General features: G+C 70.1%; 10 protein-coding genes and 2 pseudogenes. 9 read left to right on the top strand and 3 right to left on the bottom strand.

Annotated elements, in window-relative coordinates:
* Nucleotides 1-43: 43 nt before the first annotated feature.
* The 9 genes and pseudogenes from WKH84_RS13785 to WKH84_RS13745 all read left to right on the top strand — a co-directional run.
* Nucleotides 44-322 (top strand): annotated as a pseudogene (locus tag WKH84_RS13785) (YidC/Oxa1 family membrane protein insertase); the annotation flags it as partial.
* Nucleotides 323-386: 64 nt separating this feature from the next.
* Nucleotides 387-1,148: a YidC/Oxa1 family membrane protein insertase gene (locus WKH84_RS13780; protein ID WP_341854066.1), complete on the top strand. Its 762-nt coding sequence runs from the start codon at nt 387-389 to the stop codon at nt 1,146-1,148.
* 64 nt (nt 1,149-1,212) lie between these two features.
* The gene (locus WKH84_RS13775) at nt 1,213-1,569 is read left to right on the top strand and encodes a hypothetical protein (RefSeq protein WP_341854065.1); all 357 of its coding nucleotides are present in this window, start codon (nt 1,213-1,215) and stop codon (nt 1,567-1,569) included.
* Nucleotides 1,533-1,769 (top strand): hypothetical protein, encoded by a 237-nt coding sequence (locus WKH84_RS13770; protein ID WP_341854064.1) that lies wholly within the window; start codon nt 1,533-1,535, stop codon nt 1,767-1,769. The genes WKH84_RS13775 and WKH84_RS13770 overlap by 37 nt, the downstream gene beginning before the upstream one ends.
* The gene (locus tag WKH84_RS13765; RefSeq protein ID WP_341854063.1) at nt 1,766-1,879 is read left to right on the top strand and encodes a R3H domain-containing nucleic acid-binding protein; all 114 of its coding nucleotides are present in this window, start codon (nt 1,766-1,768) and stop codon (nt 1,877-1,879) included. Before WKH84_RS13770 ends, WKH84_RS13765 begins: the two co-directional genes overlap by 4 nt.
* Before the next feature lie 8 nt (nt 1,880-1,887).
* Nucleotides 1,888-2,553: a 16S rRNA (guanine(527)-N(7))-methyltransferase RsmG gene (gene rsmG, locus WKH84_RS13760; RefSeq protein ID WP_341854062.1), complete on the top strand. Its 666-nt coding sequence runs from the start codon at nt 1,888-1,890 to the stop codon at nt 2,551-2,553.
* A complete protein-coding gene (locus WKH84_RS13755; RefSeq protein ID WP_341854061.1) occupies nt 2,540-3,469 on the top strand; it encodes a ParA family protein in 930 nt (309 codons plus the stop codon). The genes rsmG and WKH84_RS13755 overlap by 14 nt, the downstream gene beginning before the upstream one ends.
* Before the next feature lie 85 nt (nt 3,470-3,554).
* Complete coding sequence (locus WKH84_RS13750; protein ID WP_341854060.1) at nt 3,555-4,757, top strand: hypothetical protein; 1,203 nt, start codon at nt 3,555-3,557, stop codon at nt 4,755-4,757.
* Nucleotides 4,758-5,016: 259 nt separating this feature from the next.
* Nucleotides 5,017-5,817, top strand: a complete 801-nt coding sequence (locus WKH84_RS13745; protein ID WP_341854059.1) for a ParB/RepB/Spo0J family partition protein — start codon at nt 5,017-5,019, stop codon at nt 5,815-5,817.
* Between the two features lie 3,726 nt (nt 5,818-9,543).
* On the opposite strand, the pseudogene trxB reads toward WKH84_RS13745, so the two are convergent.
* From trxB to WKH84_RS13730, 3 genes and pseudogenes are all read right to left on the bottom strand, one after another.
* Nucleotides 9,544-10,618, bottom strand: a pseudogene (gene trxB, locus WKH84_RS13740) (thioredoxin-disulfide reductase).
* Nucleotides 10,615-10,968 carry a hypothetical protein gene (locus WKH84_RS13735; RefSeq protein ID WP_341854058.1) on the bottom strand — a complete coding sequence of 118 codons (354 nt, stop codon included), beginning with the start codon at nt 10,966-10,968 and terminating at the stop codon, nt 10,615-10,617. Before WKH84_RS13735 ends, trxB begins: the two are co-directional and overlap by 4 nt.
* Before the next feature lie 55 nt (nt 10,969-11,023).
* The gene (locus WKH84_RS13730) at nt 11,024-11,995 is read right to left on the bottom strand and encodes a hypothetical protein (protein WP_341854057.1); all 972 of its coding nucleotides are present in this window, start codon (nt 11,993-11,995) and stop codon (nt 11,024-11,026) included.
* Between the last annotated feature and the right edge of the window lie 39 nt (nt 11,996-12,034).

Here is a 12,034-nt window from a genome sequence, read left to right as displayed (position 1 = left end):
GCATGAACGACATGCGCATCCGTGCGGCAGGAAGACCAGGCCGATGAATCCCCTGTACCCGATCGAGTGGGCCGTCGCATGGCTCATGGTGAAGTTCCATGCGCTCCTCTCGCTGTTCATGGAGGCGGACTCCGGCATCACCTGGGTGCTGTCCATCGTCGGCCTCACCGCGGTGGTCCGCACCCTGATCATCCCGCTGTTCGTGCGCCAGATCCGCGCCTCGCGCGCGATGCAGATGGTCTCGCCCGAGCCGCAGGCCGTGCAGAAGAAGTACAAGGGCAAGACCGACCAGGAGTCCCGGCAGAAGATGGCCGAGGAGACCATGGCGGTCTACAAGGAGGCCGGCGCCAGCCCGTTCTCCTCCTGCCTGCCCGTGCTTGCTGCAGATGCCGATCTTCTTCGGTCTGTTCCGCGTGCTCTTCAACAGGTCGCCCCAGGCCGCCGGCGGCGAGCCCTTCGGCCCGCTGACCACCGAGCTGGCGCAGAGCGCGAGCACCTCGACCATCCTCGGCAACGTCACGATCGCCGACAGCTTCCTGAACTCCGGCGACGGCGGGGTCACCACCAAGATCGTCGCCGGCATCATCATCGCGGCGATGTGCGCGGTCACCTTCTTCACCCAGAAGTCGCTGACCATGAAGAACATGCCCAAGGCCGCCCTCGAGGGCCCCATGGCCAGCACCCAGAAGATGATGCTGTACATGCTCCCGTTCATCTACGTGATCACGGGGCCGGGCATGCCGATCGGTGTGCTCATCTACTGGCTGACCACCAACGTGTGGACCTTCGTCCAGCAGTACATCGTCATCCGCGCGACCCCCACCCCCGGCTCCGACGCGGAGAAGGAGCGCCACGAGCGCATCAACGCCAAGCGGGAGCGGAAGGGTCTGGAGCCGCTGGACTTCACCCCGCCGAAGAAGGTCTCGGAGCCCGATCCCGAGCCCGAGCGGCAGATCCGCGTCCAGCCCTCCGCGAAGAACAAGGGCGGCAAGAAGCTCTCCGACGAGCAGAAGCCGCAGCGCGCCCGCGAGGCCCGCGCCAAGGCCGCCGAGGAGCGGCGCAGGGCGCAGGAGGAGTCCGGTGACTTCCCGGTGCCCTCGCCGAAGAGCTCTCCCCTGGACAAGGGCAAGAAGAAGCGGAAGAAGTGACCTCACGGCCCGGGAGCACGGTCGCTCCCGGGTCGTCCATCCCTGCATTCCCGGAGGACCCTGAATGAACGAGACCATCACCGACCCGTCGTCGGCCGACGAGACCGCCGCCGAGCAGGCGCACGAGGCCACGGACGCCGAGGCGGCGGAGACGGCCGCCCCCGCGGAGACCGCCGGCTCCGGCGAGGCCGCCGAGCCGCGCACGCGGGCGAGAGCGGGTACGAGGACGAGGACGGCGCCGAGTCCGAGGCAGAATCCGATGAGGAGCGCCTGCGCCGCCTCGAGGAGGAGGGCGACATCGCCGCCGACTACCTCGAGGAGCCGCTGGACATCGCGGACCTCGACGGCGACATCGACATCGACGTGGACGGCGACCGCGCCTCCGTGGAGATCCGCGGCGCGGACCGTCTCGCGGAGCTGAACCGCCCCAAGGGCGAGCCGCTGGACGCCCTGCAGGAGCTCGCGCGCCTCGCGGTCCAGACCCGCACCGGTGCCCGGTCGCGCCTGATGCTGGACATCGGCGGCTTCCGCGCCGAGCACAAGGGCGGGCTCGAGGAGCTCGCCGCCTCCGCGATCGCCGAGGCGAAGGAGTCCGGGCGACCGGTCCCGCGCGGCCGATGAACCCCTTCGAGCGCAAGGTCGTCCACGACGTCGCCAAGCGCGAGGGGTCGCGCTCCGAGTCCGACGGCGACGGCAAGGGCCGTCACGTCGTGATCTACCCGGCGTCCTGAGGCCGGCCGTGACGACGCTCCCCGCATCGCTCCGACCCCTGGCCGGGCGCCTCTTCGGCGACCGGCTCGAGCTCGCCGGGCGCTTCGCCGACCTGCTCGCCGAGCAGGGTGCCGAGCGCGGTCTGATCGGACCGCGCGAGGTGGAGCGACTCTGGGAGCGCCACCTGCTCAACTGTGCGCTGATGGCCGACGCCATCGACCCGTCGGTCAGGACCCTGGCCGACGTCGGCTCCGGGGCCGGGTCGCCCGGCGTCGTGATCGCGATCGCCCGCCCCGAGCTGAAGGTGACGCTGATCGAGACGATGCAACGTCGCACCACCTGGCTCGAGGAGGTCGACGCCGAGCTCGGCCTCGGCCTCGAGGTCGTCCGCGCCCGTGCCGAGGAGCCGCACGGCGAGCGGGAGTTCGAGGTGGTCACCGCCCGGGCCGTCGCGGCGCTGGACAAGCTGGCCCGCTGGACCCTCCCTCTGGTGCAGGAGGAGGGGCCGCTGCTGGCGATGAAGGGCTCGTCGGCCGCCGACGAGATCGAGAAGGCCGAGAAGGTGCTCACGAAGCTCGGCGGGATCGACCCCACCATCACCCGGTACGGGATGGGCGAGGTCGAGGTTCCCACTACAGTGGTCCAAGTGCGTCGCCGGCCGAAGGCGAGCAGGAAGGGAGATGCGCGTGGCTGAGAAGCGCGAGGGCTCCTCCCAGGGGGCGGGGTCGATGGACGACACCCCGCTGATGCGCGAGCTCACCCGGGACCACGCCCGCCGCCGGCGGCTGGAGGAGGTCGAGTTCACCTCCCCCGAGCACACCAGGATCGTGACCATCGCGAACCAGAAGGGCGGGGTGGGGAAGACCTCCACCACCGTGAACCTCGCGGCCGCGCTGACCATGGGCGGCCTGCACGTGCTCGTGATCGACGCCGACCCGCAGGGCAACACCTCCACGGCGCTGAACATCGAGCACCATGCCGAGGTGCCCAGCATGTACGAGGTGCTGGTCGAGTCGGCGCCGCTGTCCGAGGTGGTCCAGGACGTCCCGGACATGGAGCGCCTGCAGTGCGCCCCCGCGACGATCAACCTCTCCGGCGCCGAGATCGAGCTGGTCTCCCTCGTCGCCCGCGAGAACCGGTCGCGCAACGCCATCCGCGAGCACCTCGAGGAGCGGGAGGCCCAGGGCCTGCCGCGCCTGGACTACGTGCTCGTCGACTGCCCGCCCTCCCTCGGCCTGCTCACGGTCAACGCGCTGGTCGCGGCCCGTGAGGTGATGATCCCGATCCAGGCCGAGTACTACGCGCTCGAGGGCCTGACGCCGCTGCTGAACAACATCGACCTGATCCGGCGGCACCTGAACCCGGATCTCGTGGTCTCCACCATCCTGCTGACCATGTACGACGCGCGCACGCGGCTCGCCGCACAGGTCGCCCAGGACGTGCGGGACCACTTCCCCGACCAGACCCTCGAGACCACGATCCCGCGGTCGGTGAGGATCTCCGAGGCGCCGAGCTACGGCCAGACCGTGCTCACCTACGATCCCGGCTCCAGCGGGGCGCTCGCCTACCGGGCGGCGGCCTTCGAGCTGAACTCCCGCCCCGCTCCCTGACCTCGACCTCCCCTCACCGCGCGATGTCGCGCCCGGCACGGAGGTCACCCCCACGGTGACGACATTTCTCGGAAGGACAACGGCCATGACGCAGAAGCGAGGACTCGGCAGAGGTCTCGGCGCCCTGATCCCGGGGGCAGGCTCCTCGCCCGCTCCTGAGCAGGAGCCGCGCACGCGCACCCGTCCGCAGGAGGAGGGCGGCTCCGCCGCGTCGAGCACTCGCCCCGTGGACATGTTCTTCTCCGGCGAGAAGGTCTCCTCCGAGGACGCCCCCCAGCGGGGCGGCGCCCGTGACCTGGCGACCGGCATGGCGCGCGCCGCCGCCGAGCGACGCGGCCGCACCGCGGGCCGCTCCGCCAGCTCGTCGACCGCGAAGCGCTCTGGCGCCGAGACCTCCTCCGGTGGCGCGGACGCCGGCGGTTCCGCCGCCGGGACGGCCACCGAAGCCTCGACGACCTCCAAGGGCACCGCGGCGAAGCGCGGCGCGTCGAGCTCTGCGGGCACCGGGTCCCGTTCGACCGCGTCCAGGCGCACCGCGTCCAAGGGGACCGGCACCACCGCGAAGGGCACCACGTCGAAGAACACCGCGTCGAAGGGCACTGCGTCGAAGGGCACCTCGGCGACGTCCGAGCCGTCGACGACCGCGAAGGGCTCGGGAGCCGCGAAGAGCACCGGGTCTGCCAAGAGCACCTCCTCGCCCGCGAGGAGCACCTCCGGCTCGAAGGGCGCCTCCTCCCCGGCGAAGGGATCCACCGGCGCGAACAGCAAGGCCGGCGCGAAGAACGCGGCCGCGCCCACGGCCGCCGCCGAGTCGACAGGCCCCGCGGAGGGCACCGCCGCCTCGACGGACGCGAGCACGACCCCTCGGACCACCTCGGCGCCGACCGCTCCCACCCCCGCCCCCGCGACGGGCGGAGCAGTCGACGAGACCGCTCCGATCAGGACCGACGAGGTCCCGAGCGCCGCCTCCTCGACGACCGAGCAGGAGCAGGCTTCTTCGCAGGCCGCTCCTGCCGCCGCAGAGAACGAGGCGACGGCCCCGGCGTCGAGCGCGCAGGATGCGCGACCCGAGACCGCTGACGCGCCGGAGGAGGCCCCGCAGGCCGGCTCCGCGGAGTCGGAGGCCCCCGCGCGCGGCGAGGACAGCCCGGTCGTCGACGTCGAGGCGGTCGAGTACACCCGAGTGCGCGACACCGCCCCGTCGGAGGAGGCCGAGCCGGCGCCGCCTGCCGAGCCCTCCACGACCGAGCAGTCTCGTCGCCACCCCTCAGGAAGCCCCTGCCCCTGAGAACAGCTCCGCGCCGGCCGACGAGCCCTCTGCGACCGATGAGTCCTCTGGGACGGACGCCGAGCCCGCAGCTGCGGTCGTACCCGATGGGGATGCGCGCGACGATGCCGGGGAAGCGCCTTCCGACGCCGCCGGACAGTCCGACGCCGGCTCGGAGCGAGCTCCTCTCGAGAGCCAGGGCCTCGTCAGCGTCCCGGGCGCGGAGTTCGCGGAGATCCCGATCAACGAGGTCCGGGAGAACCCCCGCAACCCGCGCACCATGTTCGACGAGGAGGAGCTCGACGAGCTCGCGCACTCGCTGCGCGAGGTCGGCGTGCTTCAGCCCGTCGTGGTGCGCCCGATCCCGGTCACCGAAGACGGGGAGTCCTTCGAGCTCGTCATGGGCGAGCGCCGCTGGCGCGCCGCCCGCCGTGCCGGCCTCACCGCCATCCCCGCGATCATCCGCGAGACCAGCGACGACGACCTCCTGCGCGACGCGCTCCTCGAGAACCTGCACCGCACCCAGCTGAACCCGCTGGAGGAGGCCAACGCCTACCAGCAGCGCTCGCTCGACGACTTCGGTCGCACGCAGGACGAGCTGGGAGAGCGCATCGGCCGCTCTCGCCCCCAGATCACGAACACGCTCCGCCTGCTGCGGCTCCCCGCCCTCGTGCAGCGACGTCTCGCCAGCGGGGCGATCAGCGCCGGCCACGCCCGTGCGCTGCTGTCGCTGGACGACCCGGCCCTCATGGAGGAGCTCGCCCAGCGGATCGTGAGCGAGGGGCTCTCCGTGCGCGCCGTGGAGCGTCTGGTGGCACAAGGCGGGCAGCAGCAGGCTCCCCGCACCGTTCGCCGCGCAGACCTACGACCCGCACGTCGTGGACCTGACGAGCCGGCTGTCGAACCGTCTCGAGGCGCCCGTGCGCATCGATGTGGGCAAGCGCAAGGGCAAGATCACCCTCGAGTTCACGAACCTCGAGGACCTCGAACGCCTCATGGAGAACATGGGCCTGGAGCTCCCGGCCTCGGAGTGAGTCGGGGAGTGCGGGGTCCGGCCCGCACCCGCTCGCTGGAGCGCTGACGTCTTGCGGCGTGAAACGTGCGCCATGCCGTCGTCCCGATGACGAGGGCGATCCTCTCCTGACCGACAAGAGCGTGCTCGTCCCGTCCCCCTCGCCGGTCGAACTCCCCGTTCGCCCGTAAGAGCACCAGCACGCCGAGGGGGCCCTTCAATGAAAGGGCCCCGGCTCTAGTGTGAGCGGCGTCACAGTTCAAACGGATCTGCCATGGCCGCTCCATGTGCCATCTCCGGTCGGTGCACGCGGGGTGGACGCGCGCGTCGTCCATTTCCCCCGCACCTCACATCACCCCGCACCGGGGCGTGTTGCCCGTGCCATCGGTGCAGGCCAGAGTGCTGAGCGGAGCTTGTCCACCGTTGTGCACAACTCTGTGGACTGCGCTCGCTCCATCGGGGAGCGGATGTCCACAGTTGTGTGCACCCTTGTGGAAGCGGAGTCAGTAGGTGCCGCTGTTTCTCGTGGTTTCGCGGGAAACATCTGGCTCCTCGCGGCAGACTCTCACCGGCCTCAGCGGTCGGCGCAGAGATGCTCCGCGTCCCGCAGGATGCCTGCGCGAGCAAATGATGCCATTTATGCAGCGCCGGCTTCGGCTCACTCGCTCCCCTGTGGAGTTCCACGGGAAACCGAGTGGAATGGTCCTGGGACGAGCATTCCAGAGCTCGCGATGGATGATCCTCGCAGGAGGAGAGTCCGCCGCTTCCGGGGGACGGGCCGCCTCGCTTCTGCCGTGCCTGTGGCTCCCACGTGGAACCGGACTGTCGCGGGGACGAATGCCGAATTCGTCGCAGTGCCCCCGTCATGCCGCCTTGCCCACCGCTCTGTTTCACGCGAATCGCTGGCCGAAGTCCGCCGACCAAGGCCTTCTGACTGCTCGTCTGTCACTTCGCGCGACATGGGACGTGTCGTAGGCAGAGTTCCGGTGTCGGATCTGTGGTCGAAGCCGCGGTAGTAAGTGGGTTCACGTGAACCGTCACTGGGTCGCTCCCCTCTCCGAGGTGTCAACGTCGCTCACTCAACGCACTACGATCGACGTCAACGCAGCGGGGCAAAGCCCGTCCTGGAGGACCGCACAACCCTCGGCCGCTGACGTTTCCCGCGAAACACACGTGTCCGGGCACGATTGACTCCATCGCGGCGGGCGCCCTAGTCCGCGGCGAGCGTGCATCGTGAACTAGTGATCCACGTGAAACAAGCTGGTGCCCCCTTCTCGGGGGGGGTCCAGCAGGATCAAGACCGACCCGGGTAGGACGCGTTCACTCTCCCGATCGCAGTGAGTGCGTGGCGCGACCCGCATCAGAAGTGTACGGGTAGTGGCCCTGCTCCTCGTTTCGCGTGAAACATCGGCTCGGCGGGCGAAACCGCTCGCGACGACTGTATGGCGTGTCCTGCCGACTGCGGTCGAGCGACCGCATGTGCGTTGCCGGAACTCGGCCTTTGAGGTTTCGCGTGGAACTGCTGGTTGTGACGGTGATGCTGTACGGCCGCGGTTCCGGTCGCGTCGAGCCTCGATGAAGCGTCCGGCCTTGGGCTCGTCGCTTCGTGTGCGCATCCCATGTGGCCGTATGCACGCTTGGGCGGATGACCTCTCAACCGTCGGTCCTATGGCGCGTTTGCCGTGAAACATGGTGTGGGAACTTCCCGGATAGGTCTCCGAAGGCCGCTTCCCTCTGTGGATCTACGTGGACCGCGCGACGCCAAGGAGCACCTGACGGTTGCTTGCCGCGGCTCGCGTTCAGTGGGGAGGTGGATGAGTTCCCCGTGGAACGCTGATGGGTACCGACTCCGGCATCGTGTGCCGCGCCCCTAGAGGCGTGCGATCCGCTGTCCCCTGGACAGAGCCTGCTTCACGTGAAACCCGCACGACGACAGTGCGTCGGGGCGGTCACTACACCCGCAGCACGACTGGCAGTTTCCCGTGAAACGGCGCGCGCGGAGGCTCTGCGGGTCGTCAGTTGCAAACCCTGCTTCGCCTTTCCATCCCGTGCTGTCGACTGTGCGGCTCCGTCTCGCCAGAAGTGGCTGGTCCGCTGAGGTGGTGGGCTCGGCGTCACGTCGAACTTGTACTGCGCTCTGTGCAGTCTTGGACCTGTTCGTTGCACATGGAACGGCTGTGTGGACTATCCAGCCGCGCGGAGAAAATCGGAGGGGCGGCGGCAACTCCAGTACCTCATGACCAACGACTGACGCGCTACCCGCGTGACGTGGATGCGTCCTCCGCCAGCTCTGAGCGCACACGCATTCCGCCCAAGGGAGTGTGCCTCCTGCGAGACACCGTTCGTCGTGAAACCGCCGGGAAGCGCACGTCCCGCCCAGCGGATCGCTGTGCGGACGCCTTCGCGGTCGGCGGACGCCTGACTCAACTGATCAGGAGAGTTTCACGGTAAACATTGCGCCGTGATGGTCGACGGGCCCGGGGACCTGGCCGGTCGAGTCACACGTGACGTGCTCACTCTCCTCCCACCGCCAACCCCTGTGCTTTTCCGGGCGGCACTGCTCCTGTGGATCGGGCATGGAGCGTTGCTTCCCGTGCACCGGCCGAGTCAGTGGCCTTCCGCGCGGAAGCAGTGCGGCACCGAGCTTGGAGTGGTGTTCGTCGTCTTGATGGCCGCATGATGGCGGCGGATGCCCACGGGAGCGGAGCGGTGAGGCGCGCGTCCCCCTCCGCCTGCCTTGTGATTCACGTGCACCATCGGCATTCATGCACAGTGTGCAGAACCCTGTGGACAACCGCAGCAGACCAGCTGTCCAGAATGTGACCGGAGATACATCGGGCCCTGTAGCACGTCCTGGAGCGGACGTCAGTTGAACCTCAGATCTGCTGGACCCGCAGGTCAGGGGAGTTTCCGTGACGAAGGTCGTGGTCAGAGAGGTTCCACCGTCATCCACACCCAGTTGTGGATAACCTTGTGGAAAGACGAGGACAGTTCTGTGGATAGCCATGTGGATATCGATGTGGACATACCGTCCGTGCACGTCAGCGAGGGCGGTTGCACCTAGGTTGACACGACGTGGACAACGCCTTGGATGACACGCAACCTCGGGCTCAGCGCGAGTCCGTCGCATCGGCCGCGGCGTCCACCTCGCCTGGGTGCGACCAGATGCGGACACGGCGAAGATGTGGTCGGGACGTCGCCGCCGACAGCTCGTCCTGCCCACGGGCGCGAAGGCTCGGTCTCGAGACACCGGTGCCGCCGCGGGCGATCCCGCGGCCGCAGAGGCTCCCCCTCAGCTCGCCTCGGGCCCGAGCTCTGCGTGCACGACGTGCTTGGGCAGCGCTCCGCTGCGCCGGTGCGTGAGCCGCCACGGGCCGTCCAGGACGAGCTCCTCTCCCCGGGGGTGAGGCCGTGCGGCTCGCTCTGCTCGCCGTCTTCGTCGTCGGTGACGAAGCGGAGCCAGGTGGGAAGGTGCTCGATAGCCCAGCGGTCCAGGAAGCCGTCCTCCGGGTCCTCGACGAGGAGGCACTGCATGGAGGTCCCCCAGCGCCGGGACAGCTCCCTGAGCAGCGTGGGGGCGGGACGGGACGGCGCCGCCCAGTCCGCGCTCACCAGCACGAGCACCGGCACCCGCTCCGCGTCCCGCGATGCGTCAGGCGGGCCCTCGCCGTGGGCGCGCTCGCTGCGCGGGCAGGACGACGTCCGCCCTCCCCGCGGTCCCCCGGAAGGGGACGCGAGGAGGGCGGACGGGCGACTCGGCCTCGGGCACTGCCGGCTCGGGCACCGCCGGGACGGTCACTGCGAGACGGCCTCCACCACGGGTCGCTCGGCGTCGGCCGCGGCGTCGATGCCGGCGGCGCGGTCGGCGAGCCAGCGCTCGGCGTCCAGCGCCGCCTGGCGAGCCGGTGCCGGCGGCGGTGATGGCCTGGCGGTAGGTGTGGTCCACGACGTCGCCGGCGGCGAAGACGCCGGGCACGGAAGTAAACGTCTTCGCGGCCCTGGCAGACGATGTAGCCCTCGTCGTCCAGCTCGAGCTTGCCGCGCACCAGGTCGGTGCGGGGCAGGTGGCCGATCGCCTCGAACACGGCGGAGGTCACGAGGTCGCGCTCCTCCCCGGTGACGGTGTCGCGCAGGGTCACGGACTCGACCTTGTCGCGGCCGTTGATCCGCACGATCTCGCTGTTCCACGCGAAGGTGAGCTTCGGATCGGCCTCGGCGCGGCGCCCCATGATCTTCGAGGCGCGCGCTCGTCTCGGCGGTGCACGAGGGTGACGGACTTGCCGAAGCGGGTGAGGAAGGTGGCCTCCTCGACGGCGCTGTCGCCGCCGCCGACAACGACGATGTCCTGGTCCTTGAAGAAGAAGCCGTCGCAGGTCGCGCACCAGCTGACGCCCTTGCCGGAGAGGTCCGCCTCGCCGTCGATGCCGAGCTTGCGATAGGCGGAGCCGGTCGTGATGATCAGCGACTTCGCGCGGTACACGGTGCCGTCCTCGAGGGTCACCTTCTTCACGTCGCCGTCGAGCCGCAGATCCACGGCGTCCTCGTAGACGACCTCGGCGCCGAAGCGCTCGGCCTGCTCCTGGAAGGAGGCCATCAGCTCGGGGCCCTGCACTCCCTCGGGGAAGCCGGGGAAGTTCTCGACGTCGGTGGTGGTCATGAGCGCGCCGCCCGCGTCGAGGGCGCCCGCGATGACGATCGGCTTCATCTCGGCGCGCGCCGTGTAGATCGCGGCGGTGTAGCCGGCCGGGCCGGAGCCGACGATGACGACCTCGTGCACGGTCCCGTCGTCGTCCGCGACGGGTCGCACGAGCGGTCGCGCGGCCGGCGCGGGGCCGCCGAGGATGTTGAGGGCCTGGATCGGCTGGGTCATGAAGGTGTCCTTCCGTGGAATCGGGCGGAGGCGGTCGGCGGGAGGACCGCTGTCCAGTATGCGGCCTGGGGAGGGGCCGACGGGGTCAGAGCGAGCCGATCATCACGTGCCCGGCCCAGAGCCGGTCCTGGCCGGGATCCTCGTCGTGCGCTCCGGTCCCGCAGGTGGGCGACGACGACCGTCGCGGAGATGATGCCGCCGTTCGCGCGCGGCGTCTCGCGGTCCACGGGACCGTGGACGAGCGACCAGCCGGTGGTGTCCTCCCCGCCCCATGAGACCTCCTCCATGATCAGGATCGATTCGGTGATGCCCTGCTCCTGCAGGCACTGCGCGGCATCGAAGCTGGTCATCGGCTGGATCGTGCCGGTGTCGACGAGCCGTTGGACCTCGGTGCCGAGGGTCGCCTCAGTGACAACGGGGAGACCGGTCGAATTCTTCCCGGTGCCCGAGGCGGAGTCGACGGAGGCCCCGGCCATGTGGGAGGCGCTGGTCGTGGACTGCTCCAGAGCAGTGGCGAGTCGCACGCCGAGCAGTGCCGCGATGACCAGGGCGAGGATCATCATCGGCGACTGGGATGCCGAGCACCGAGCGGATGCGCGGCCTGCCGGGGCCCCCACGTCGTGCAGGGCCCCGGCGCACAGTGCGGGGGGTCATCCGACCTGGATCTCCGCGATGCGGGCGCGATAGCGGCCCTGCTCGTTGCTGTCCGGCGGCGGACTCCGGGATCCACAGTGCGACCTTGTCGGCCTCGACGGGCTCCGGGGTCTCCAGCGGCACCTCGCCGTCGCCGGCGAGCTCGCCGCTGGCGAGCACGTCGCCGAGGGAGCCGTCGTCGTGCACGGCCCGCGGCTCGATCAGCCCGCCGGTGTTGCGTGCGGTGGTGACCTTGACGGTCCTGAGCGTGGACTGCTCGGCGAAGGTCAGCCGCACGCCCGCGCCCTCCTTGAGACCGCCGTAGTCGGCGCTCTGGTAGTGCTTGGTCGACCAGAAGGTCCCCGGGTCGCCGTCGGTCATGCGGTCCTGCTGATCGGCGTTGTCGGGCTCGAGGTCGGTGCCCTGGGTGAACACCTCGACCCCGGTGAGCTCGGGGGCGGGCGACTCCGGCTCCTCCGTGTCCGTGGGGGTCGGCTCGGCGGGCGCCTCTCCGGTGTCCTCCTCAACGGGCGTGGTCGTCTCGGGCTGGGCGGTCGCCAGCGGGTCCGCGATGATCTCGCGGAGGTCGCGGGTGATGGCGGTGACCGCGAAGACCAGCGCGAGCATCACCACGATGACGCCGCCGACGACGATCCACTGCGACTGCAGGGAGCGCTTCTCGCGGTCCCGGGGGCCGAGGGCGAAGGTGTCGGGGTCGTCGGCGTCGACGGCGACGCCGACCACGTCGCGCAGCGAGGGAGCCGCGCGAGTGCGGGAGCGTCG

It is taken from the genome of Brachybacterium sp. GPGPB12 (assembly GCF_038396325.1).
GTDB classification, from domain to species: domain Bacteria; phylum Actinomycetota; class Actinomycetes; order Actinomycetales; family Dermabacteraceae; genus Brachybacterium; species Brachybacterium conglomeratum.
The sequence above is the reverse complement of the archived record's forward strand: the minus strand, read 5'-3'. Positions and strand labels throughout refer to the sequence as shown.